At 41.8% G+C, this 23870-nt stretch carries 20 protein-coding genes, 1 pseudogene and 1 riboswitch; of the genes and pseudogenes, 17 read left to right on the top strand and 4 right to left on the bottom strand.

The features are described from left to right. The first annotated feature begins 1 nt into the window (after position 1). The 4 genes from BN988_RS04470 (at position 2) to BN988_RS04455 (ending at position 4664) form a co-directional block, all read left to right on the top strand. Positions 2–910 (top strand): phosphotriesterase family protein, encoded by a 909-nt coding sequence (locus tag BN988_RS04470; RefSeq protein WP_036573532.1) that lies wholly within the window; start codon positions 2–4, stop codon positions 908–910. A gap of 163 nt (positions 911–1073) precedes the next feature. After that, a complete protein-coding gene (locus BN988_RS04465) occupies positions 1074–2198 on the top strand; it encodes an aminotransferase class V-fold PLP-dependent enzyme (RefSeq protein WP_036573530.1) in 1125 nt (374 codons plus the stop codon). Between the two features lie 99 nt (positions 2199–2297). Next, positions 2298–3458 carry a YhfX family PLP-dependent enzyme gene (locus BN988_RS04460; RefSeq protein WP_036573528.1) on the top strand — a complete coding sequence of 387 codons (1161 nt, stop codon included), beginning with the start codon at positions 2298–2300 and terminating at the stop codon, positions 3456–3458. Positions 3459–3461: 3 nt separating this feature from the next. Beyond that, a complete protein-coding gene (locus tag BN988_RS04455) occupies positions 3462–4664 on the top strand; it encodes a phosphopentomutase (protein WP_036573526.1) in 1203 nt (400 codons plus the stop codon). Positions 4665–5077: 413 nt separating this feature from the next. Here BN988_RS04455 and BN988_RS04450 read toward each other — a convergent pair whose 3' ends face one another. Further along, positions 5078–5749 (bottom strand): peptidylprolyl isomerase, encoded by a 672-nt coding sequence (locus tag BN988_RS04450; protein ID WP_051557649.1) that lies wholly within the window; start codon positions 5747–5749, stop codon positions 5078–5080. Positions 5750–6051: 302 nt separating this feature from the next. On the opposite strand from BN988_RS04450, the gene ectA reads away from it, so the two are divergent. From ectA to BN988_RS04435, 3 genes are read left to right on the top strand one after another with little or no spacing between them, the layout of a single operon-like run. After that, positions 6052–6570, top strand: a complete 519-nt coding sequence (gene ectA, locus BN988_RS04445; protein ID WP_051557647.1) for a diaminobutyrate acetyltransferase — start codon at positions 6052–6054, stop codon at positions 6568–6570. 14 nt (positions 6571–6584) lie between these two features. Beyond that, a complete protein-coding gene (ectB, locus tag BN988_RS04440; protein ID WP_036573523.1) occupies positions 6585–7859 on the top strand; it encodes a diaminobutyrate--2-oxoglutarate transaminase in 1275 nt (424 codons plus the stop codon). A 28-nt stretch (positions 7860–7887) separates the two neighbouring features. Then, on the top strand, positions 7888–8274 hold the full coding sequence (locus tag BN988_RS04435; protein WP_036573521.1) for an ectoine synthase: 387 nt from the start codon (positions 7888–7890) through the stop codon (positions 8272–8274). A gap of 64 nt (positions 8275–8338) precedes the next feature. On the opposite strand, the gene BN988_RS04430 is transcribed toward BN988_RS04435, so the two are convergent. Continuing rightward, on the bottom strand, positions 8339–9592 hold the full coding sequence (locus BN988_RS04430) for a DNA polymerase IV (protein WP_036573519.1): 1254 nt from the start codon (positions 9590–9592) through the stop codon (positions 8339–8341). 201 nt (positions 9593–9793) lie between these two features. On the opposite strand from BN988_RS04430, the gene BN988_RS04425 reads away from it, so the two are divergent. From BN988_RS04425 to BN988_RS04415, 4 genes and pseudogenes are all read left to right on the top strand, one after another. Continuing rightward, positions 9794–10705 carry a DoxX-like family protein gene (locus tag BN988_RS04425; protein WP_036573517.1) on the top strand — a complete coding sequence of 304 codons (912 nt, stop codon included), beginning with the start codon at positions 9794–9796 and terminating at the stop codon, positions 10703–10705. A gap of 1 nt (position 10706) precedes the next feature. Continuing rightward, entirely contained in the window at positions 10707–11000 is a 294-nt protein-coding gene (locus BN988_RS19390; protein ID WP_051557645.1) for a DUF4166 domain-containing protein, read from the top strand. Continuing rightward, positions 10954–11322: pseudogene (locus BN988_RS19140) on the top strand (DUF4166 domain-containing protein); the annotation flags it as partial. The gene BN988_RS19390 and the pseudogene BN988_RS19140, both read left to right, overlap by 47 nt. Further along, positions 11312–12913 carry a YndJ family protein gene (locus BN988_RS04415; protein ID WP_036573515.1) on the top strand — a complete coding sequence of 534 codons (1602 nt, stop codon included), beginning with the start codon at positions 11312–11314 and terminating at the stop codon, positions 12911–12913. The pseudogene BN988_RS19140 and the gene BN988_RS04415, both read left to right, overlap by 11 nt. 94 nt (positions 12914–13007) lie before the next feature. Here the strand turns inward: BN988_RS04415 and BN988_RS04410 are convergent, their stop codons facing one another. After that, positions 13008–14360 (bottom strand): transposase, encoded by a 1353-nt coding sequence (locus BN988_RS04410; RefSeq protein WP_036573490.1) that lies wholly within the window; start codon positions 14358–14360, stop codon positions 13008–13010. 324 nt (positions 14361–14684) lie between these two features. On the opposite strand from BN988_RS04410, the gene dacB reads away from it, so the two are divergent. The 5 genes from dacB (at position 14685) to BN988_RS04385 (ending at position 21269) form a co-directional block, all read left to right on the top strand. Then, positions 14685–16157: a D-alanyl-D-alanine carboxypeptidase/D-alanyl-D-alanine endopeptidase gene (gene dacB / locus BN988_RS04405; RefSeq protein WP_036573514.1), complete on the top strand. Its 1473-nt coding sequence runs from the start codon at positions 14685–14687 to the stop codon at positions 16155–16157. 84 nt (positions 16158–16241) lie between these two features. Further along, a riboswitch (SAM riboswitch) is annotated at positions 16242–16349 on the top strand. Between the two features lie 206 nt (positions 16350–16555). Continuing rightward, on the top strand, positions 16556–17611 hold the full coding sequence (locus BN988_RS04400; protein WP_036573511.1) for an LLM class flavin-dependent oxidoreductase: 1056 nt from the start codon (positions 16556–16558) through the stop codon (positions 17609–17611). 11 nt (positions 17612–17622) lie between these two features. Continuing rightward, complete coding sequence (locus BN988_RS04395; protein WP_036573509.1) at positions 17623–18573, top strand: ATP-grasp domain-containing protein; 951 nt, start codon at positions 17623–17625, stop codon at positions 18571–18573. Between the two features lie 308 nt (positions 18574–18881). After that, entirely contained in the window at positions 18882–19742 is an 861-nt protein-coding gene (locus BN988_RS04390; RefSeq protein WP_036573506.1) for a manganese catalase family protein, read from the top strand. 117 nt (positions 19743–19859) lie between these two features. Then, a complete protein-coding gene (locus tag BN988_RS04385) occupies positions 19860–21269 on the top strand; it encodes a sodium/glutamate symporter (protein WP_036573504.1) in 1410 nt (469 codons plus the stop codon). Positions 21270–21345: 76 nt separating this feature from the next. On the opposite strand, the gene tnpB is transcribed toward BN988_RS04385, so the two are convergent. Beyond that, positions 21346–22497, bottom strand: coding sequence for an IS200/IS605 family element RNA-guided endonuclease TnpB (gene tnpB, locus BN988_RS04380; protein ID WP_036573501.1), 1152 nt, complete (start codon positions 22495–22497; stop codon positions 21346–21348). A 168-nt stretch (positions 22498–22665) separates the two neighbouring features. On the opposite strand from tnpB, the gene BN988_RS04375 reads away from it, so the two are divergent. After that, positions 22666–23850, top strand: coding sequence for a cation:proton antiporter (locus tag BN988_RS04375; RefSeq protein WP_036573500.1), 1185 nt, complete (start codon positions 22666–22668; stop codon positions 23848–23850). Positions 23851–23870 lie beyond the last annotated feature (20 nt).

The raw sequence follows: 23870 nt of genomic DNA, 5'->3' as shown, positions 1-23870 counted from the left end.
GATGATACAGACTGTATTAGGAAAAATTGAAAAAGAAGCTTTTGGTATATGTGCCGCACATGAGCATCTATCAATCGACTTGTCTAGGATTAAAGGGGACCCTGACACCATTTTAGATGATGAGGGAGGAATGTTGTCAGAGCTATCGTTCTTTTATAAAGCGAAAGGTAAATCTATAGTAGAGCTTACCAATGACGGAATGGGGCGAGATGTTAATCGTCTTAAGCGATTAAGTGAACAGTCAGGTGTGCATATCGTAACATGTACGGGCTTTTATAAGGACCCGTTCATTCCGGAATTTGCAGCAGACTGGGGACGAGACGAATTTGCAGCACATTTTTTAAAAGAGATTAAGGAAGGGATAGAGAGAACAGACATCTACCCTGGCGTTATAGGCGAAGTTGGCACAAGTGTAAATGAGATCAAACCAATTGAAAAGGAACTGATCTTAGGCGCAGGGCATGCTGCAAGGGAATCTGGGCTTCCAGTATCTACTCACACCTCACTTGGCACACTGGGAAGTAAACAGGTGGAGATGTTATTTGGACTTGGAGTCGATAAAGAACAAATCATTATTGGCCATCAGGATTTAAATCCGAATAAAGAAGAAGTACTTGATGTTCTACAATCCGGTGTATACATTGGCTTTGATACGATTGGCAAGAATAATTATCGGCCAGATGAAGAGCGTCTTGCTTTCCTGCTCGACTTTATTGAGCTAGGGTATCACAAACAAGTGCTATTATCTGCAGATCTTACACGCAAATCCCATTGGCATAAACATGACGGACCTGGGTATGACCTTGTATTACGAGATTTCATTCCAGAACTCCGTAAACGCGGTGTTAATGAAGAAGTGATCATGGATCTGCTTATTAATAATCCCGCAAATGCTTTTGCAATAAAGTGAAACTTCAATCAGTGGGGGTTTTTGTTCTTCCCCCACTGATTGTTAGCTGAACGAATCGGGGTGTTAGCGTCCGTTTACTCCCACTTAAACTTCATGGTTTCACTTCATGTTTTGAAGTGGGAGTCTTACGGACGTTTGCACCGGGATAAAGGAGATGTGATAAATGGTCTATGATACAACTAAATTAAAGTACGCAGGTTCTGTCCTACCTACACTATCTATTCTTGAAGCACAAGCTTTGCAATTTAAACTAGTAGATAAAATGAGTGCTCATTTCACTGGGGATCAATTTTTATCAATGGGTGATCTTGGGGTCGCCCCCCGATTTAAAAAACCAGAGCAAACCGAACGGGTAGAACGTGTATTGGCAGATTTCTTTGATACAGAAAAAGCGGCATTGGTCCGGGGGGCTGGAACTGGTGCTATACGTATCATCCTAAGTACATTAATGGACCCTGGTGACAGGATGTTTATTCATACGGCACCAGTTTACACGACGACAAAAGATACACTACGCATTCTCGGTTTGAAAACGAAAGCTGTTGACTACAACAATTTGGAGGCTATTGCGGAAGCAGTGAAAAACGACCAAGATTGCCGCGTATTCTTTGTGCAGCATGCACGCCAGCAGCCAACTGACACATACAATTTAAAAGAGGTAATATCCATAGTAAAACAGACAAGACCAGATCTTCCCGTAATTGTAGATGATAACTACTGTGCAATGAAGGCTTATGGAATTGGTGTGGAATATGGAGCAGATTATTCTACATTTAGTGGCTTTAAATTGTTGGGACCAGAGGGAGTAGGGATCATCGCTGGGAAAGCAGATGCAGTTAACGTATTACAACAACGAAACTATTCTGGCGGTGGCCAGGTTCAAGGGTATGAAGCAATGGAGCTACTGCGAATGATGACATTTGCACCCGTTTCGCTGGCTACTCAAAATGAGCAGGTTGAGGCATTGTGCAGGAGGCTTAATGAAGGCGTGATAGAGGGAGTAGAAGCAGCATATATGACGAATGCGCAATCCAAAAATGTCATTGTAGAATTGAAAGAACCGATTGCACAGGAAGTAATTAGAAAAAGCAATGAATTAGGAGCTGCAACGCATCCTGTAGGCGCAGAATCAAAATATGAAATTATACCAATGGTTTATCGTGTCTCTGGAAGTTTTATAGAAGCGCAGCCAAGACTTAAAGAATATGGTTTGCGTATAAATCCAATGAAATCTGGTGCAAATACAGTGTTACAAATTATAGACGAGGCAATCCAGGCCTGTAACTAGCATCAAGGAGGCTTCAAGGTTTCCCTAAAGGACGATCGAATGCGAGTTTTTCTAAAAGTACTACTAATGGAACAGACATAAAGATAGGGGGGTGCTTCCATGTTTTTAGATGTAACAAAAAGACGCAATCCTGCGCTAATACAAGCCGGAATGTCCCTTCATCAAAATGGAGAAATTCCTCCCAACACCTATATAATTGATGTGGATGCATTAAAAATGAATACACGTCTGCTGGAAGAAAAAGCTTCCGCTTATGGAATGGAACTTTATTTTATGAGTAAGCAGCTGGGAAGATTACCAAAAATTGCAGAGGTGATTAAACAAAGTGGCATTAAAAAAGCGGTAGCGGTAGATTTTGACGAAGGGAAGCTGCTTGCCGACAATGGTATTCCTATAGGCAATATCGGGCATCTCGTACAGCCAGGTAAACATCAATGGGAAGAAGTTCTTAGCTGGAAGCCGGAAGTTGTAACGATTTTTTCTTATGAACGTGCAGTGCAGCTAGCAAAAGCTGCAGCCTTCGCTGGTGTCGACCAAGACATTATCTTAAAGGTAATGGACGAAAATGATAATATATACCGTGCTCAGGAAGGTGGTATCCCTCTTAGGGACTTGGAAGAGACGATAGATCGAATTCAGGATCTCTCCCACGTAACGATTGTTGGAATAACTAGTTTTCCAAACTTGCAACTGGCTCCGGATAAATCGAAGATGATACCAACAAATAATCTAACCACATTATTACGAGCAAAAAAAACTTTAGAACAAAAAGGTATTACGATAAAGCAGATTAATGGTCCAAGTGGCACTAGCAGTGAGACTATTCCATTTTTGGCAGCTCAAGGAGTTACGCACGGAGAACCAGGACATGCACTGACTGGAACGACACCGCTTCATGCTTTTAAGGATTTGCCAGAAGAACCTGCCATCATTTATGTATCGGAAGTCTCTCATACGTACAAAGGGAACTTTCAGGTGATAGCGGGTGGCTATTACGGTCGGTCCAACATGGGGGGATGTCTTGTCGGGCATGATCCAGCTACCATTCTCAAACAACAGACAACAGTCCAAGAGCACAGCCCTGAGTCGATTGATTATTATGGGACGATAGATGCTCCAAGTAGTTTTACAATCGATATTGGAGATACAGCTATTTTTTCTTTCAGGACGCAGATTTTCGTTACCCGTGCCCATGTAGCACTAGTGCAAGGAATACAATCTGGCGAACCAAAGCTCTTGCACCTGGAAAGGAAGTGGTAGTACATGGCGAAAATGACACTTATCGTAATTGATAGCTTTGGGATTGGCGCCATGGATGATTATGAGCAGTATGTTCCGTCTGACTCTCACGCGAATACCTATAAGCATATTCGGGATATAAAACGAGAAGACCTAAAGATTCCATTTATGTATGCATCTGGTTTAGGTACACTGGTAGATAACGAGCCGGCACCTAGAAATGCCTACGGCTATGCGAGGCTTGCACATCATGGCGCGGACACTTATCTTGGACATCAAGAGATCGCGGGAAGCTGTCCGAAGAAATCAAATAGACGCCTAATGTCAGCTATTCATGGAGAAATAAAAGAAGCATTAGAGGCAAGTGGATACTCCGTAATCTACCCCATTGCGGGGTGCCCAGTACTCTTGGTAAATAATGCTGCAGTAGTAGCAGATAACCTTGAATCAGCTGTTGGAAATATTGTAAACGTTACCGCTGATTTTAAGAAAATGCCGTTCGATGAAGTGAAAAAACTTGGTAAAACTGTTCGTGAAAATGTTGACACGACAAGGGTCATCGCATTCGGAGGGCCCTTCACATCCATTGAGCACATTCTTTCGTGTGTGAAACAAAAGAATAAGGAGCAATGGGGAGTTGATACCCCGAAAGCAAATGTTTATGGTGATGGATACAATGTTTTTCATATGGGATATGGGGTGGAAATAGACAAGCAGTTTCCGATGATTGCGGCTGCGCATAAGCTGAAAGTTTATCGATTGGGCAAAACCGCAGATGTGCTTCAAGGGGTAGGGCCTGCAAACCCACTCGTCAATACGACAGAACTACTAAAGACAGTTTCAGAGACTTATCGAGAGGAGCCTGAGGAGGCTGCATTCCTAGTGAATATTCAGGAAACAGATCTAGCTGGACATGCGGAAGACACTGACTGGTATGCTGCACTTTTAAATGAAACAGACCAATGGCTACGGGAGTCATTTATACCATTAATGGACCAAGATGATATTTTGATCGTAATGGCGGATCATGGAAATGATCCTACAATTGGGCATTCTAACCATACAAGAGAGTTTGTACCTATCATGATATTCGGTGACATGGTAAAAGAGGTATCGATTGGTGAACGATCGACCATGGCAGATGTTGGTGCTACATTCTGTGATTTCTTCAAACTTCCTTCCACTGCTGAGGGAAAGAGCTTTTTAGGAGAAATACTAGATCGCTAAAATCAAACCAAAAAAAGAACAGAGACGCCAGCAACTTTTGCGCGTCTCTGTTCTTTTTCTAATTGTCTAGGAAATTATAGATTGTGAGTACTGTGGATAACCAAGTAACTGAATTAGCTACGGCCAGCTCCAGAGCCCAGAAACTAGGCGACTTCACGAAGTCGCCCTTATACCCGGAGGGTGAAAGCCATCATCGGTTCCTCAATTAAGGTCGGTCGACTAAAAACGTCCTTGCCGGCCAACGCCGACATACCCCTTTTGCAGGGGCATGATTCCTTTATCTCAGTTGATTCGCTCCACTCGCTACGTGGGCCCGGAGGATCCGGGTCATGCCGACGTTGCCTCAGAACGAGGCGAACTTGGTCGGCGTTCCTTAAAACGGGCGCTTGCGCTTTTGTACTGTGTAAAAGCCATTATTGTTTTTCTGGTTCTGGGTAATCGTAGCCTTTTGTGTCTACTTCTACTTTTTTCATAACAGGCGTATCTCCTGAATTACCTGCTGCAACAATCTCATCTACTGTATCCATTCCCTCTGTAACTTCACCAAATGCTGCATAGTCTCCGTCCAGATGAGGAGAGCTTTCTAGCATGATAAAAAATTGGGAGCCGGCCGAATCGGGCGATTGAGACCTTGCCATGGATAGAACACCTCGATCATGTATTAAATCATTTTTAACACCATTTGATTCGAATTCGCCAGCGATGGAATAACCGGGGCCACCGGTACCATTTCCTTCTGGATCTCCTCCCTGAATGACGAAGCCTGGTTCAATTCTGTGAAAAGTCAGACCATCGTAAAAACCGTCTTCGATAAGTGATATGAAATTCGCCACCGTATTAGGAGCAACCTTTGGATATAGTTCTGCGATAATTTGGTCATCATTTTCCATCGTAATCGTCACGATTGGGTTCTCATTCACTTCAGGATAATCTGTGACATCGTTCGTGGATTCTTCCCCGTTATCTTGTTCTGTATCATTTTCTTCTGTTTCAGTGTTGCTGCCACAACCGTTTAGGAGGGCAATAAGTAACATGATAGCTAGAAAAGCGATCATCAGCTTGTAGCGATTTCGTAATGATTTCATCTATGTAAGTCACCTCTTTACTATTTTTCTTATACAAGTATAGCATGTTCTCAAAAAAAATCCCTAGTTAGGCTATGAATTAGTCTGATTATTAACAATTACGTAAAATTCGCTCTATTCGTTACCATTTCCCAGATAATAATAGCATCGTTATACTCATCTTACTCTCATCCCACTATATCCTGATTAAACACGCTATACCATGCTTAATCCATTTTGACGTGCGAATCGATTCTTATTAGTCTTATAAAGTACGTGTTTTTACATGAAAAACAGGAGGTGAGAGCATTTATAATCAGAAGGTGAATTCGGCAGCGAGTCCTGCTGAGATAGAAACAAATGTAACATTTCGTAATCCTGTAAAGAAAGATGGCGCAGCGGTTTGGGAACTCATTAAACATACTGGTGTATTGGATTTAAATTCCTCTTATAGCTATTTAATGTGGTGCGATATTTTCTCCGATACATCGGTTGTGGCAATAAATAGTGGGAAAATATGTGGCTTCATTTCTGGATATTTACATCCAAAAAAAGCTGATACGTTATTCATTTGGCAGGTGGCAGTTCATGACTCAGGAAGAGGAAAAGGGCTGGCCACCAGCATGTTGAGGAATATATTGAAGCGTACTGTATGTGATGAAGTACGATACATTGAGGCAACAGTCTCTCCATCGAATATAGCTTCTACTAATCTTTTTAAGGGGCTTGCTCGGGATTTGGATACGAACTGTGTGATTACAGACTATTTTTCCTCGATGGATTTCCCACAGGATGGCCATGAAGATGAGTTATTGTTTAAAATCGGTCCGACCAAAAAATGATAAAGGATGATTTCATGACTACTGCAGTGATACAAGATACGAAAATGAAAACGTTTGAAGAAATGGAATCGGCAGTTCGAAGCTACAGCAGGGGCTGGCCGACTATTTTTGACAAAGCGAAAGGGTATAAGCTTTGGGATACAGATGGTAAAGAGTATATTGACTTTTTTGCTGGTGCTGGAACATTAAACTACGGTCATAATGATCAAGCAATGCAGGATAAAATCATTGAATATATACAGAATGACGGGATCATTCATAGCCTCGATATGGGAACGACTCCTAGAAAAAACTTCCTTGAACGCTTCAATGAAGTGATTTTAAAACCTCGTAATCTCGATTATAAAATTATGTTTCCTGGACCTACAGGGACAAATACCGTGGAAAGTGCATTGAAAATTGCTCGTAAGGTAACAGGAAGAGATTCGGTTATCAGCTTTACAAACGCGTTTCACGGGATGACGATTGGCTCGCTTTCGGTTACTGCGAACTCCTTTAAGCGACATGGGGCAGGTGTTCCATTACATCATACGGTATCTATGCCATTTGATGATTATGTCGAGGATCAGGACTCCATTGCATATTTGGAAAGGTTTTTAGAGGATAGTGGAAGCGGTGTAGCCCTACCAGCTGCCATTATATTAGAAACTGTCCAGGGCGAAGGTGGTATAAATGCTGCTAGAATGAACTGGCTAAAAAAAGTGGAAGCACTTTGTAAGCGATGGGATATCTTGCTGATTGTTGATGACGTACAGGCTGGCAACGGAAGAACGGGCACCTATTTCAGTTTTGAGCCCGCAGGCATTGAGCCAGATGTAGTTTGTCTGTCCAAGTCAATCGGTGGTATTGGTTTGCCAATGGCTATAACTCTGATTAAACCAGAGTACGACCAATGGGGACCTGGTGAGCATAATGGTACCTTCCGTGGAAACAACCTGGCTTTTATCGCAGCTACGGAAGCATTGAAAAATTGGGAAAGCGCAGAATTCAGTGAAGCAGTGCAAGAAAAAGCAAATTTCTTGCGAGAAACAGTAGAGAAGCTAATTGAAAAATATCCCCAGCTAAAAGGGGAAGCAAGAGGCAGAGGCCTTATGCAGGGAATCGCCATTGAAGAGGAAGGGCTTGCTGGCAAAATCTGTGCGGAAGCATTCCAGCGCGGGCTAATTGTGGAAACTTCCGGACCAAATGATGAAGTCGTAAAGTTTCTACCACCGTTAGTTATTGATAGGGAAGGTCTGGAAAAAGGCTTGTCTATATTAGAAGAGAGCATAATCCAAGTAACCGCATAACAGAGAGACGATAGAAAGGGGAATAATAATGATTGTAAAATCACTTGAAGATATTATTGGAACAGAGGACGAAACATCTGGTGATAACTGGACGAGTCGCAGATTCTTGATGAAGAAGGATAATTGTGGATTCAGTATGAATGATACAATTATTAAAGCTGGTACGGATAACTACTTCTGGTATAAGAACCATATTGAAGCAGTTTACTGTATTGAAGGAGAAGGCGAGATTGAAGAGGTGGAGAACGGAAAGGTACATCCACTAAAGCCGGGGACGATGTATACTCTAGATAAAAATGATAAACATCATTTACGAGCAAAAACGCAAATGCGCATGGTCTGTGTGTTCAATCCCCCTCTAGTTGGAACAGAAACACATAATGAAGAAGGATATTATCCATTGCTGACAGAATAGTTTTACAAGAGAGCACCAGGCCTTCTATTGGCCAGGTGCTCTCTCTGTATTCTCAAAGTGGAGGTTATGCTCTATGTCCACCGATTTTCTTACTCCGACCAATGGTGATACCTGCGTTTGTATAGCTAGTGGCACGGAGGATGGCGGTCGTACCAAATTTGTCACGAATAGCATCCATTGCATAGCCAATATCGTTTTTCTTAGGTCGATCTTCAAAAAGATCTAACTGGGTTTCCCCTTTGGCAAATAAATTCCCCAATGTGACGTAGACATGGCGAATATTGCTTTTTCCATCATAAAATTTGCGGAAAAGTTGGAGACAGACGCCATAAACATCCATCGTTACATTTGTCGGAATACTGACAGATTGGGAACGGGAAAAGCCGCCACCTGTTTCCTTTGAATAAGAGATCCCAAGATGAATCGTTCTCCCAGCTTGGTCAGCTGTGCGGGCACGGCGGCATACCTCTTCACATAAATCCAGGATGCAAATAGGGGCCTCTTCTGCCGAATAATCCCTTAAGAGGGAAATACCATGGCCGAAGCCTTTTTGTTCCGTTTTCGTAAAGTTGCCAAACACTGGGCTAAGATCAATTCCCCATGCATGCCAGTACAACTGCTCTCCCATCACACCAAATCGTTTCTTTAGCTGGTCAAGACTGAAACGGGCAATTTGGCCAAGCGTGACAATTCCCATACGATTTAAATTACGTTTCATCCTGCCGCCAATTCCCCAGATTTTTTCCACAGGGAATGGCCAAAGCTTCTCTTCTACATCTTCATAGCGACACTCGGCAATGCCAACTTTTTTTGCATGCAAATCCATCACCACTTTTGCGAGGAATTTATTATCCCCAATCCCAATAGAGCAAGTGATGCCAAAGTTTTCTAAGATATCTTCTTTTATTTTTTCGGCGATTTCCCAACGGGTCCCAAATAATCTTTCCATCCCATTAACCGTTACCCAAACTTCGTCAACAGAATATTGGTGGATGGCTTCCTTTGGTACGTACTGATATAGCAACTTCGTAATCTCTGATGAAACGTATAAATAGTCTGCCATATGAGCCTGCACGATGTACAACTCGGGGTCATGTTTCGGTAGCTCGAAGAAACGGCTAACATTGCTGATACCATATTTTTGCTTTAGTGCCGGCGATGCGGCCAGGACAATACTTCCCGGTCGATCGGGATCTCCGACAACGGCCAGCAGTGCAGTCATAGGATCTAGGTTCAATTTTACTGCCTCCACGCTTGCATAGAAGGAGCGCATATCAATACAGAGCACATCATTGCGAGCATATTGGGAGTAGTCCATTTCTTTCACCTCTCACAGAACGTTTGTTCTAATAGTATATGTCAATCGACCTAGTTTTAACAATGGTAATTTATGAAAGCTTCGATTTGTACCCTAACATGTGGTGAGAACCTTACTTATTCCGCCAGCTTTGAAAACAGGAAAAAAGATAACGGAATCTATGTTATATTTGAAATAAACATATTTCTAAGGGGAGGTATTATGAAGCCCAAACCAATCTATGTAGAATTACCAATACATACAGACATGGAATCTTTATGGGAGGCAACCCAGCGCCCTGACCACCATGAAAAATGGGATTTGCGATTTTCCTCCATTACATATTTACCAAAAAAGGAAGGAAACCCCCAGCGATTTTCGTATCAAACCAAAATTGGATTTGGATTACGTATTAAAGGCTGGGGCGAAAGTGTGGGAAGCTATCAAGCAAAGGACGATGCAAGAACGTCTTCACTGCATTTTGGCACAGATCAGAAAATCTCTCTTATTCGAGAAGGAAGAGGGTATTGGAAGTACAAGCCAGAAAGCGATAACACCGTCACCTTCCTCACCCAATATAATTATGAAACACGCTTTGGCAAGCTTGGAAGTCTTTTTGATATCCTGCTATTTCGCCCGTTAATCGGCTGGGCTACAGCGCTTAGTTTTGATGTTGTAAAGCGATGGCTCGAAAAAGGGGAACAACCATGGGCACAGTATACACGGTTTTTTACCCACTGGAGCACTACTATTCTCTTCGCTTTTGTCTGGATTTATCATGGTTTAGTGCCAAAGGTCATAAACCAGCATCCTGCAGAACTGTCCATGCTACAACAGGTGGCTCCAGTAGATACACAAACAGCGATCATGTTCGTGATAATAATTGGGATATTGGAAGTATTATTCGGGGTAGGCTGGCTATTTTATCGAAAGAAACGTCAGCTGTATAGACTGCAGTTTATCGCTTTTCCACTCCTGACAGTAGGAGCAATTTTTGCTGCTCCAGAGCAGCTTACCGCGCCATTCAATGCCCTCACCTTTAACGTGGCATTGCTTGTTTTAACCTGGGTCGGCTGGATGGCAAGTCGAGGGGTACCAACTGCAAAAAACTGCAAAAGAAAGCAAGGAGATTAACATGACCGTCTCGATATACGAACAAATATTAGGCCAGTCGTTTTACCAATTACACCCAAAACTCCAACAACGCTATACCTTTTTACAAAACCGTCCATTTGAAGCAAGGGGTGTCATGAAAGGAATAAAAGGTGTGCCAAAAGGCTTACTGCCGCTTGGTTTGTTTGGTGTAAAAAGAAAATTACTTTTTCCAGAGAGAGAGGAAAGGGGTCCCTTTTACGTTAAAAAACACACCGGGTACCGGAAGAGATGGGGAGGCACAAGTGCACTGGGAGCGTATTTTTTACTTTGGTGAAAAACAACGCTATTTCAATGCCTTAATGCGTTTTAATGCAAAAGAGGCTATTATCGAGGATTATCTGGGAGAACCGCCCATTGTTTATTCGGATCTGAAACTGGCGGTCGATCATGGAGCACTCACCATCACTTCCAAGCGACAGCGCTTGCTGCTTGGTCCAGTTGAGATTCCATTGCCAAGCATCTTTCAAGGGAAAGCAACTGTTAAAGAAGCATACATAGAAGAAAAGGAGGCGTACACGATTAGCGTGCAAGTGAAAAACCCGCTAATTGGTACCATTTTCGCCTATGAGGGAGCGTTTCGCCATTATGACATTTAATAAAGTAGCAATAGGCATGATTGGGTTATTTTTAATTCTTACTTTATTCGGTACTGGGCCATGGTATTATTTATTGCTAAGTATTGCCCAATTAGTATTTGTGCCACTAACTCTCCACTTGTTAGGCAAAGCGGAGCAAGGATTTTTTCGTATCCTGCCGTATGCAGCTTTTCTCGGACTAACTGCTGTTTTCTTGCTTGAAATGACACAGCGCACACCTTGGGATATCGTCCTTGCGCTTTTTTATCTAGCTTTTACGATACTTGTGGCTTGCTTTGGGGCAAAGCGACTATTACAGCGTGGGTTTGCCAGGTTTGAAGAATTTATGATTGATATAGGTTGCATGTACCTTGCAATTGGAGGGGCTTGGTATTTCGCTAGTGTCGTACAGCTAGATACTGGTTTTTCTCCTATTTTAACATGGTTAACAGGCATCCATTTTCATTATGCTTCCTTCTTGTTACCGGTTTTTGGAGGGTTTTTAGGAAGACTAAACCAAAACCGTTTTTATAAAATGGCTGGTATAGCTATCTTATTGGCGCCCATTCTTGTAGCAGTTGGTATTTCGTATGCGGTTGTACTGGAGTTACTTGGTGTAATGCTTTATATGATAGGGATCTACAGCTTGATCATCTTAGCATGGAAAACGACCTTTTTCCGCCCGATACAAGCATGGCTCATTCGGCTGTCCTTTTCTGCGTTGGGAATATCCATTTTGTTCTCCCTATGCTACGCCTTTGGTAATATGACAGGTGTGTTTTATGTAAGCATTGACTTTATGCTCAGGTTCCATGGTGTAATGAATGGAGTCGTATTTGCTATGGTTGGGCTAATTGGTTGGATGATCAGTTGCCCCGGGGCGCATACGGGTCATCGATCTTTTCCAGTCAGTTGGATAAGGGGAGAGCGGGTTATTGGAGAAAAAATGTTAGCTACTATACAAGTAGAGCATACATACAATGGGCTAGTTGATTCCATGCACATCTACGAGCCGCAAATTGAAAGAGAGAGTCTATCAAAATCGGTGATTGATTTCTATGAAAACACCAATGATTACAGGCTTTTTTCGCAAGTGAAATGGCACGGATGGTTTAAGCCCTTTGCTTGGATCTATCAACATATTAGTAAGCGGATTGGGCAGCTTAATCTTCCTTTCTCTGCTAAGGAAGTAGAGATGACAGGGAGGATTATCGGGATTAGCGAAACAGTTGATGGACGCACAAAACCACGTGTCTGGCTGCGAAAGGTGAACGAGGAAACAATATTTGTTGCGATCTATTCTTTTCATGAAGGAGAGGACAGAACCTACATGGATATTGCACTACCCCTTCCAGGTTCTACTATGATTGGCACCCTTGCATTGCAGAATAAGAACGGAAACCTGCAACTAACAAGTAAACAACAAGAAAACGCGCAACAAGCAGGGATCTATTTGGCTGTTGGCAAGCAGGTACTAACGCTTCCTCTAGAGGAAACGTTTGTGGTAGGTGAAGAACAGGATGGAAGTTTGAGAGCGACACATAAGATGCGCATTTTCTCGATACCTTTTTTAACCATCAAATACCGGATTGTTCATAAGAATAAAGGATAAACATTTTATTTGTACGTGAGTCAATTTCATAATTGCTCTTTTTAAAAATACAAAGACGAGCCGAATTCTGATCTTGTATTCTTAAAAACAGGAATCATGCAGTTTTATGTTGGTTTAATCGTGCATTCATACGGTCTGCAGCTAATTTTGAAGCATTGTAAATAAGCGTGATCATATCAAAATGAACCTTGGCGCGCTTTCCGGTACGATAACGAACATTATTAAGTTGAAAAAACTCCTTAAGATATGCGTTTACGCGCTCAACAGCTGTACGACGTTTAAAGATTGTTCTCCAGGCTTTAGATCCACGAGCTGGCGCTGTGTATCTTCTGAGGTCTTGCGTTATCTTTACTTTATATACCTTTTGACAGATGCCTTCGTTAGCTAAAGGACAGCTACTGCACTCCTTTGGCCTCGTGAATTTCAGCGTTTCATAGTTGGCATCAAAGCTATCGTAACGGTAAGAATGCTCACGAAAACAAGTTGGGGCAAAGTATTTATCAAAGCCAATTGGTTCCCTTTCATTTTTCTTATTATAGGCAATGATAGACTGATTTCCCATTCGATGTACTTGTTCATAAATAGGTTCATAGTCGTAACCCGCATCCATTGTTTGGTAGCGCAAAGAAGAAAGAGCTAGTTCCTTCACCCCTTTTAATAAGGGAATGGCGGCTTTTCCGTCATTCAAACTTCCTGACGAAAAGAGTGACTGTAAAATATATTGACTAGATGTCCCAACAGCTAAATGGCCCTTGTAGCCGTACCAGAAAACATTTTTTCCTTCACTGTTCTTTTTTATGCCCCATTTTGGGGCTTGGGGGACTTCAGCCCGTAAGTCGGTTAAAGGTACGTCTAATTGCGCTTCTATTTTCTTTTCATAAAGAGGCAAGTTTGCTTCTATTTCAGCCTGTTCAAGTAACCATTGTTCCCGTTCTTCCTTGGGTTTGCGTCCACGTTTTTTAGGTTCTGTTTTGGGCTTATCTTCTTTGGGTGGTGCTTGATCACGTGCTTCGAAGTGAGTGGCATCAATGGCGACGGTGTTGTCACTAATAAAGCCTTCCACAATGGCTTGTAGGACTACTTTTTTCTGTTCTTCTTCTAGAACGCTAGAGTCACTAAGTTTCGTCAGCAGGCGAGAATAGGCAGCTTCGGAAGGTGTCTCGTCCGAGACAAGAAAACCACAGTTCAATTTAAAAACAAAATCATCATTCAGGCGTTTCACCAAATCTTTAATCGTTGGAATACGTTCAACTATGCGAATGAAAGAGCTGATAATCATCGCTGCATAATTAAGCTCCACAGGAGCGCCACGTCGTGATTTTTTATTCACTTCATGGAAGATTCGATCCACGTCTATCTCGGATATAATTGAATCATACCGTTGGGTAGGTTCCATCTTGTATAATTCTTGGATGCCAAATAAGCTTGTTTGTCGTATAATAGTCATAAGAAGTGCTCCTTCAGTCTTTTTATGGTTTTATAGTCAACTACCATTATACAAGATTTGGGGAGGTACTTCTTTTTTTGTCTCTCAAAAGCGTTGAGACAGAAGGAATAATAATTATGAAATTCATTCACGTTAGGAAATTATAAAATTTTAGCTAGAAGGCAATCACGACGTAGTTAAAATTTTGAAGTACCAAGTATAAGAAAAACGTACGCATTCGTTAATAGTCGAACGAATGCGAGTTTTTCTAATAACAAGGATTTCCATCTTATTTTGTGGAAATACTAAATAGGGCCTGATCAATAAAATGTAAGAGGTGCTTACATGACGTTAAAAAGAAATGTCAGCCGTGTATGGATGCTCTTGCTCATCTTTTGCTTAGCTGCTTCAGTGCCCGAAGAAATGAGAGTACATGCGATAGAGGAGCGGGGGACAATGAAACAGCGTTTGGATAACGAATTAGAAACAGAACCACTGTTGAATGGTGCATTAGTTGGAATGAGTGTGCGGGATGCAAAATCTGGCGAGCTTCTATATGAAAACCTTGGAGATACAAGGCTTCGTCCTGCATCCAATATGAAACTTTTAACAGCAGCTGCAGCCTTAGAGGTTCTTGGAGAAGACTACACCTTTTCTACCGAAATAAAAACAGATGGAGCTAAAAAAGGAGCCAAGCTAGAAGGAAACCTTTACCTTATAGGAAAAGGAGATCCGACATTGACACCTAAAGATTTTACCCGTTTTGCAGAGCAGCTTCAAGGACTTGGAGTGACGCATATCAAGGGAGATCTTATTGGAGATGATACTTGGTATGATAACGTACGCCTTTCCCCTGACTTAATTTGGAGTGATGAATCATTTCATTACGGAGCGCAAATTTCGGCGCTGACTGCCTCACCTGACGAGGACTATGATGCGGGAAGTGTTACGCTTCAAATAACAGCCGGTGCAGAGCCAGGGGAGAAGCCAATCATAACCGTGTCACCTAACACAAACTATGTAACAATACATAATCGAGCCGAGACAAGTTCCAAGAAAGTGGAAGAGGATTTAACAGTGGAGCGAGAACATGGGTCAAACGAAATCACGCTTACGGGCACTGTTCCAGCTGGGGCAGAAACGGTGAAAGAATTTATGGCCGTATGGGATCCGACAAGCTATGCGATGACCCTTTTTCAGGATGCACTTCAAGCAAAAGGGATCACTTGGTCTGGGGAAGTGATGATTGGCAAAGCACCTAATGAAAGTTCCTTGCTTTATCAACACAGTTCTATACCATTAAAAGAATTGCTTGTACCGTTTATGAAGCTGAGCAACAATGTGCACGGGGAAGTGCTCATAAAGGAAATGGGAAAGCATGTACAAAAGGAAGGAAGCTGGGAAAAAGGCCTTGAGGTTATGCAGGAGGAGCTAGAAAAGCTTGGGTTAAATCGAAGTACGTTATTGATTAGAGATGGTTCGGGTATTTCCCATGTTAATCTCATTCCAGCAAACGAACTTAGTAAACTACTTTTTATCGTACAGGATAAGCCATGGTTTCCTGCCTTCAAGAACGCACTCCCAGTTGCAGGAGAGACAGACAAGATGGTTGGTGGAACGCTAAGGAATCGGTTGGGAGACGTCCAGGTTGAAGCGAAAACAGGAACAATCTTTGGAGTAACTACACTATCCGGTTATTTACAGACCCTGTCAGGAGAGAATTATATTTTTTCTATTATGATTAATAATGTGCTTGATGAAGAAGCTGCTAAAGACGTGGAAGATAGACTTGTTCGTATTATTGCGGAAAGACCTTAGCCTTGCTTTTACTAGGAAAATTTAATTAATTGACAGTTCGAACATTTTGCGCTAATCTTTTAAGTACCAATTAAATAATAATGTTTCTTATCTAGAGAGGTGGAGGGATATGGCCCTTTGAAGCCTCGGCAACAGGTCTGTTTAGTTAGATACTGTGCCAATTCCATCAAGCAATTGCTTGGAAGATAAGAGGATGAAGTTCTATTAGAATTTTAAACTCTTTTCTTCGGGAAAGAGTTTTTTTGCACGTTAGGAAGGTATAAAATTTCAACTAGGAAGCAATAACGACGTAGTAAAAATTTTGAAGTCCAAAGTATAAGAAAAACATAAACATTCGCAAAAAAGCGAGAGAATGCGAGTTTTTCTAATTTTCAATTTGGAGAATAGGAGTGGGGAAGATGAGATATGGATTTTGGTTACCGATTTTTGGAGGTTGGCTACGTAATGTAGAAGATGAGAAAATGCCACCTACTTTTAATTATGCAAAGCAAGTAATTCAGTCAGCAGAAAAATGGGGCTATGACACGACATTGATTGCTGAACTCTATTTAAATGATATTAAAGGGACAAATGAAGATTCAATTGAAGCATGGTCAACTGCTGCAGCACTAGCTGCTGTAACCGAAAAAATAGAGATTATGACGGCCGTTCGTCCTGTCTTTCACAATCCCGCTATTACAGCCAAAATGGCGGCCAACATTGATCATATTAGCAATGGGCGTTTTACATTAAATGTCGTATCCGGCTGGTGGGCAGAGGAAGCGAAGCAATATGGAGCAGAATTTACAAAGCATGATGCCCGTTATGAGCGAACAGAAGAGTTTCTTGAGGTGTTAAAAGGTTTGTGGACGGAAGAGTCATTCTCCTACAACGGAAAATTTTATCAAATTGAAAATACAAAGCTTTCGCCAAAACCCGTACAACGACCAAACCCGGTGTTGTATGCTGGCGGTGAAAGTGACAAAGGAAAAGAGGTTATTTCCACCTATTGTGATGCCTATGTCATGCATGGACATACAGTAGAAGAAGCGAGACAAAAAATAAACGATATGAAAGAACGGAGAAAACATGCGGAAAAGGAGCCGTTACAGTCGTTTGGTATGGCTGCCTATGTTATTTGCCGTGAAACAGAGGAAGAAGCATTACGAGAGCTTGAGAGAATTACAACTGTAAAAGAATCCGATGCGTACGCTGGGTTTCAGGACTTTACGACAATGTCACAACTGGAACAGCAGGTAAAACTGCAGGATTATTCCGTATCGAACAGAGGCCTACGTCCAAATCTTGTGGGCACACCGCAACAAATAGCCGAGCAAATTATAGCATATGAAGAAGCTGGAGTCGATTTACTATTGCTGCAATGCTCTCCGCAATTGGAGGAGCTAGAAAACTTCGCCAAAAATGTTATGCCAAAGGTCGATGAATGGAAAAAAGCTTTACTAAATAATGGATAGGAGATGTCATCATGAAGAAATTATATATCATTCATGAAAATGAAGAATGGACGACACATTTATTTAAGCGACTGGATGAATTAACGATTCCTTATGAGAATTGGCTTCTAACGAGCGGGAAGGTTGATTTGAATGCTGTCCCGCCAGAAGGGGTTTTTTATAATCGAATGAGTGCATCATCCCACACAAGGGGGAACCGTTTTTCTCCAGAGCTGACCAGTGCCGTGTTATCCTGGCTTGAACATCACGGTAGAACGGTTGTGAATGGGAGCAGGGCGCTTGATCTAGAGCTCAGCAAAGTGAAGCAATATTTGGAACTGGAAAAATACGGAGTCCGTACACCAAAGACAACGGCTGCTGTTGGAAAAGAAGAATTGATTGAAGTAGCCGAAAGCTTTGCAGGGAAACCTTTCATTACAAAGCATAATCGTGCAGGGAAGGGACTTGGTGTCCAATTGTTTCATTCAGTTAAAGCCTTGCAGGAATATGTAGAAGGTGGGGATTTCGAAGAGCCTGTTGATGGTGTCACCTTAATACAGGAATATATTCAGTCACCAGAATCCTATATTACGAGGTGTGAGTTTGTCGGCGGGGAATTTGTTTATGCAGTAAGAGTAGATACATCAGAAGGATTTGAGCTTTGCCCGGCAGATGCATGTACCATTGAGGATTTATTCTGTCCTGCTGAAGAACAAGAAGCCCCTGCGAAATTCCAAGTTAGGAAAGGCTTTGACCACCCAGTATTAGAAAAATATCAACAAGTGCTTAAAGGGAATGACATCCAAATCGCTGGTATTGAATTTATTGAAGATGAGGACGGGAACATTTATACGTATGACATTAATACAAATACAAATTATAATTCCGAAGCCGAAGCCGATTATGGCACCTATGGCATGCTGGAGGTAGCGAAGTATTTAGGGAGAAAACTAAACTCCCACTATCCTACCATCCTATCTTAATTAAAGTTAGACACTCCCACTTTTACCCAAAAAGGTGGGAGTATTTTAATTTTTAGCTTTATTTTTTGAACAGAGAGTGGCCACGACCAATAAATCCGCAAGCATGGCAGATAGAGCCAAGCTCAAGACCGATAAGAAAGCAAGCATGGCATATAGAAGCCCTCCTCGACTTATTATGAATTGACTACAAACACCTATTATCGTCCTACATTTGCGTAAATATTGTGGAACAATGGCCTAGCTATCTGCATACCATCTAAAAGGGGCGGATATTCGCCTATTGTCAAACTATAAAGGATGTGAGTGGATTGTTTTATCACGTAAAGGATTTACAGTATCATGCCAAGCCTGATCGTCCAGATCCTGTTTTTGCTAAGAAGTTACAAGAAGTTCTAGGCGGCCAATACGGTGAAATATCGGTTATGATGCAATACTTATTCCAAGGGTGGAACGTAAGAGGGAATGGGAAATACAAGGATCTATTAATGGATATCGGAACAGAGGAAATTGCCCATGTGGAAATGCTAGCCACGCTAATTGCGCGTCTTCTGGATAACGCACCAGATCTGGAATTGGATGATGCGGTGGATGATCCAGTTGTAGCTGCTATATTGGGAGGGTCAAATCCACAGCATGCCATTGTTTCAGGTTTAGGAGCAATGCCTGTAGATAGTGTGGGTAATCGCTGGACAGCTAGTTATATTGGAGCAAGTGGTAACTTAATTGCCGATTTCCGAGCTAATTTAATGGCAGAGTCAATGGGAAGACTTCAGGTTGCTCGCTTATATGAGATGACGAATGATAGTGGCGTTAGAAATACATTATCTTGGCTTATAGCACGAGATACGGCACACCAAAACCAGTGGTATGCTGCAATTAAAGAGCTTGAAGAAAAAGAAAACATAGTCGTCCCAAGTACTTTTCCTCGAGAACTAGAGGTACAGCAGGTTGCCTATACATTATTTAATTTCTCCCAAGGAGATGCAAGTGCTGAAGGTAGATGGGCGCATGGCCCAAGTATGGATGGCTGTGGTACTTTTAATTATGTTGATAGACCTGTCGCATTTGCTCCAGCACCACACCTCCCACCCGCTCCTCCTTATATTTTTAATACACCAGCATGGGCAATGCGCAAGTCAGATGACCTACCAGACCCTGATACAAAATAGAACTGTATTGAAAACTCTCTGTATATGGCAGAGAGTTTTTTTATGTCCAATCTGCGTTTGAGTTAATTTTATGAAGGGAAAAAACAAGGAACTAAGCAAAATAAAGGGGTAGTATTCATGACACCAGGCCAAATTGGTTTTACATTATTATATCTTGCATTCTTTCTGCTCGTAGGTAAATGGATCCGTATGCGTGTAAAATGGTTGCAACATTTATTCTTACCTTCCTCTATTATTGGCGGTTTTTTAGCATTATTACTAGGCCCCGAAGTATTAGGGAGAATTCTGGAAAACTTCACAGGAGAAAACTCTTTTTGGGTGAACGGCATCATGACGGAAGAAGTAATGGAAGTTTGGAGTGCGTTACCAGGATTAATGATAAATATCGTATTTGCAACATTGTTTCTTGGTGCAACCATACCCAGTCTGTCTAAGGTATGGAATTATGGTGGACCTCAGCTTGCTTTCGGGTGGACGATAGGCTGGGGACAATACGTGATTGGTATTTTACTTACTATACTGGTATTAACACCCTTCTTTGATATCCCTCCAATGGCAGGAGCGTTAATTGAAGTGGCGTTTGAAGGTGGACATGGAACTGCAGCTGGGATGGCTGGAACCTTTGGAGATCTCGGTTTCGAAGAGGCCTATGACCTTGCAATAGGTCTAGCGACAGTCGGGGTACTTTCTGGTGTGATTATTGGGATTATACTTATTAATTGGGCTGTAAGAAAAAAGAAAACGAGGGTGGTAAAAGATGTAGAGGACTTTTCCGAATTACGCAAAAAGGGAGTTATGGAATTCCAGAATAGAGAACCGGCTGCAAATATGACAGTTAGGCCAGAGTCTATCGAACCACTTTCGTTACATTTTGCGATGGTCGGCTTAGCTATACTAGTTGGTTGGATAGTTTTACAAGGTCTAATTGGATTAGAAAGTGTGACATGGGGTGCTGTAACAGATTCAGAGTTTATGACCTATATCCCGTTGTTCCCACTAGCGATGATTGGGGGAATCATCATTCAAGTTATCTTCAACAAATTTGATCAGACTGAGATTTTAGATCGTAGAATGGTTAATCGAATTCAGGGATTCTCTCTCGATATATTAATTCTAGCCGCAATCGGGACAGTTTCTCTTGATGTTATAGGCGAGTACCTTGTTCCATTTTTATTAATGGCAGGAGCAGGTATTGCTTGGAACGTGCTCGGGTTTATTATTTTAGCACCGAGAATCATACCTTCTTACTGGTTTGAGCGTGGAATTGGTGATTTTGGGCAATCCATGGGTATCACAGCAACCGGTCTGCTTTTAATGCGTGTGGCAGATCCTGACGGGAAGTCACCTGCTTTTGAAGGATTTGGGTATAAGCAGCTTGTTTACGAACCATTCCTTGGTGGGGGGCTAGTGACTGCTTTGTCTGTCCCACTAATTTTCCAATTTGGACCAATACCATTTTTAATCGTATCATTGGTCATGTGCCTGCTTGGAGCATTGGTAGGTTTATTCTATTTTGGTAAAAATTGAATGCCACCCACTTAACAGACGTTTGAAGTGGGGGATTCCTAAGAACACCTTCTTAACCGAAAGTTATATTATTAGGCTATCCCTGCGTCCCCGCAGTTAGAAGTCGTAACGCTTCGTTTTTAAGGTTCAAGCTTGCGTTTTTATCCCGGTCATGATGTGCGCCGCAATGGGGACAAACCCATTGGCGCAATCCGAGATCTTTAACGGCTTTATTTTGATAGCCACAATCTGGTGTGGAGCAAAGCTGACTGGACGGAAAATTCCTGGCAACGGCTATCACGTGCTTTCCATACCAAGTCGCTTTGTATTCTAGCATCTGTCGAAACTGTGACCAGCTCACTTCGCTAATGGCTTTTGCCAATTTATGATTTTTCAGCATGTTGGACACCTGCAAGTCTTCGATCCCGATAATGTCGTGGTTTTTGACAATAACAGTAGAAATTTTATGAAGGTAATCCTGCCGTGCATTGTTGATACGTTCATGGAGACGGGCCACTTTCCTTTTTTGTTTTTGATAGTTCTTGGCGTCCTGTAAGGCTCGTTTTTGCTTGATAGCTAACTCTTTGCGCCGTGATAGAATACGCTGTTCTTTTGCCAAGCGGGACGCTAATGTACGAAAATATTTCGGATTCGCATACACCGTCCCATCCGAAAGCACGGCAAAATCTTTGAGTCCGACGTCGATTCCAACAGCAGAACCAGTTTTGGGTAACGGTTTTTCTTCTGTTTCACCTAAAACCGAAACAAAATATTTCCCACTCGGATTGCGTCTTATCGTAGCGCTCAGGATCCGCCCCTCCACTTCACGGCTCTTGGAAAATCTGACAAGACCTAATTTTGGCAATTTGAGTTTGTTCCCAACTACCGCTATATTATGATTGGTACACTTGGTTGTATAAGACTGAACAGGATTTTTCTTTGACTTAAAACGTGGGGTTTTATTTTGTTTTTTAAAAAAGCGGTTGTATGAATCAGCCAAGTGTTTAAGCGCTGACTGCATGGCTATGCTATCCACTTCTTTGAGCCACACCAATTGCTTTTTGAGTTGTGTCAGCTGGGCGGTACAAGCCTTGTATGTCAAGCCTTTTCCCGTCTTGGTGTAAGCTTCATTCCATTGATTCAGAAAATGATTGAACACAAAACGGGAGCAACCAATCGTCTTCGCAATGAAGACTTCTTGTGGTGCATTTGGATAGATTCGGAACTTATAGGCTTTGTGAATAGACATATTTATCACAACTTTCTTATATGAATAGTACATCTATTATATCAGAAAAACACGCACAAATGTTCGTTATTTGTATGTAATACATGAAAACCAGACAATTCATCTCCACCCTAGCTAAGCTTGAGGATGGAGTCTTCTTGTCCAAAACCGATAAAGGAGAAAAGTAGTATGAACACACATCAACTCTTAATCTTATTAGTAATTGGCTATATCGTTTACTCTATTGACAAAAAACAAAATTTCTTTCCAGTTCCTATCGTTTTAGTAGTACTAGGTATTGGACTTTCCTTTATACCGTTTTTCAGTAGTGTCACCATATCAAAGGAACTAATCTTTATGGTGTTCTTGCCAGCACTACTATTTACGTCCGCATACCGGTTTCCTATAAAAAACTTACGCAAAAATAAATGGGTAATTGGGAGTCTAGGAACAGGAGGTTTACTTTTAACGGTAGCTGTACTTGGTATAACTATCTTTTTAATAGGTAATGTATTTATCTCGCTTTCGTTGACAGCCTCCTTGCTTGTAGCGTCCATTTTAGCTCCAACAGATCCCGTATCAGTGGTTTCAATCCTTAAAAATTCATCCAGTGACGAGCGGATTGCTGATATAGTGGAGGGAGAGTCCCTCATGAATGATGGGACAAGTATCGTTTTATTTACAGTGTTTTTGGAGATGTATCTTCACCATACTAGTTTTGCTATTGGATCATTTGTCACTGAATTTCTTTTTGTAGCATTGGGAGGCGTCGCATTAGGTGCAATTTTTGGTTGGTTAATGAGCAAGCTTGTGCATTTTACACACCATAGGGAATATCAGGTAATGCTAAGTATTATTGTGGCATATGGGAGTTTTTACATTGGAGAAGGAATTGGGGTCTCTGGAGTATTATCTACCGTTACAGCAGGGTTAATGCTATCCTATGAGTTTGGTAAAAATATTAAGGAAGCACATTTCAGAAGTGCTTTAAATGGATTTTGGGATATTGTGGAGCCAAGCGTTCTTGCTATTCTATTTTTAATGATCGGCGTACAATCGGCTGGTTATCTTCAGTTTAGTGAATGGGGGCTTGCCTTACTCATTTTCATCGCTTCAGTGCTTGCTCGCTATGTAGTTCTACTTGCCACAGTAAAAGGAATCCCGAAATGGAGAAGAAGTTTTTCTGTTAAGGATGCGACGTTAATAGCATGGACAGGAATCAAGGGAACCATGTCAGTGGCACTATTAATGGGATTAGAAGCAGAAAATAACGGAAGTAGCATGCTAATTTCCCTAACCTTTGCAGCAATTATGCTCTCTCTCGTTATCCAAAGCGTCGGGGTTTACCCGCTTACCAAGAAATTGAGCAAGTAAAATCAGAAGTTCTAAAAAGC

This window comes from Oceanobacillus picturae (genome assembly GCF_000612865.1).
Taxonomy (GTDB): Bacteria; Bacillota; Bacilli; order Bacillales; family Amphibacillaceae; genus Oceanobacillus_B; species Oceanobacillus_B jordanicus.
Note: the sequence above shows the minus strand (reverse complement) of the source record. Positions and strands in the feature narration are given on the sequence as shown.

Excerpts from the sequence above, each read along its gene's own strand:
- BN988_RS04435 (WP_036573521.1), top strand. The coding sequence starts at position 7,888 with ATGATTGTAAAATCACTTGAAGATATTATTGGAACAGAGGACGAAACA.
- BN988_RS04395 (WP_036573509.1), top strand. The coding sequence starts at position 17,623 with ATGAAGAAATTATATATCATTCATGAAAATGAAGAATGGACGACACAT.
- BN988_RS04385 (WP_036573504.1), top strand. The coding sequence starts at position 19,860 with ATGACACCAGGCCAAATTGGTTTTACATTATTATATCTTGCATTCTTT.
- BN988_RS04465 (WP_036573530.1), top strand. The coding sequence starts at position 1,074 with ATGGTCTATGATACAACTAAATTAAAGTACGCAGGTTCTGTCCTACCT.
- BN988_RS04425 (WP_036573517.1), top strand. The coding sequence starts at position 9,794 with ATGAAGCCCAAACCAATCTATGTAGAATTACCAATACATACAGACATG.
- BN988_RS04375 (WP_036573500.1), top strand. The coding sequence starts at position 22,666 with ATGAACACACATCAACTCTTAATCTTATTAGTAATTGGCTATATCGTT.
- BN988_RS04410 (WP_036573490.1), bottom strand. The coding sequence starts at position 14,360 with ATGACTATTATACGACAAACAAGCTTATTTGGCATCCAAGAATTATAC.
- ectB (WP_036573523.1), top strand. The coding sequence starts at position 6,585 with ATGACTACTGCAGTGATACAAGATACGAAAATGAAAACGTTTGAAGAA.
- BN988_RS04400 (WP_036573511.1), top strand. The coding sequence starts at position 16,556 with ATGAGATATGGATTTTGGTTACCGATTTTTGGAGGTTGGCTACGTAAT.
- BN988_RS04430 (WP_036573519.1), bottom strand. The coding sequence starts at position 9,592 with ATGGACTACTCCCAATATGCTCGCAATGATGTGCTCTGTATTGATATG.
- BN988_RS04470 (WP_036573532.1), top strand. The coding sequence starts at position 2 with ATGATACAGACTGTATTAGGAAAAATTGAAAAAGAAGCTTTTGGTATA.
- dacB (WP_036573514.1), top strand. The coding sequence starts at position 14,685 with ATGACGTTAAAAAGAAATGTCAGCCGTGTATGGATGCTCTTGCTCATC.
- BN988_RS04450 (WP_051557649.1), bottom strand. The coding sequence starts at position 5,749 with ATGAAATCATTACGAAATCGCTACAAGCTGATGATCGCTTTTCTAGCT.
- BN988_RS04415 (WP_036573515.1), top strand. The coding sequence starts at position 11,312 with ATGACATTTAATAAAGTAGCAATAGGCATGATTGGGTTATTTTTAATT.
- BN988_RS19390 (WP_051557645.1), top strand. The coding sequence starts at position 10,707 with ATGACCGTCTCGATATACGAACAAATATTAGGCCAGTCGTTTTACCAA.
- tnpB (WP_036573501.1), bottom strand. The coding sequence starts at position 22,497 with ATGTCTATTCACAAAGCCTATAAGTTCCGAATCTATCCAAATGCACCA.
- BN988_RS04455 (WP_036573526.1), top strand. The coding sequence starts at position 3,462 with ATGGCGAAAATGACACTTATCGTAATTGATAGCTTTGGGATTGGCGCC.
- BN988_RS04460 (WP_036573528.1), top strand. The coding sequence starts at position 2,298 with ATGTTTTTAGATGTAACAAAAAGACGCAATCCTGCGCTAATACAAGCC.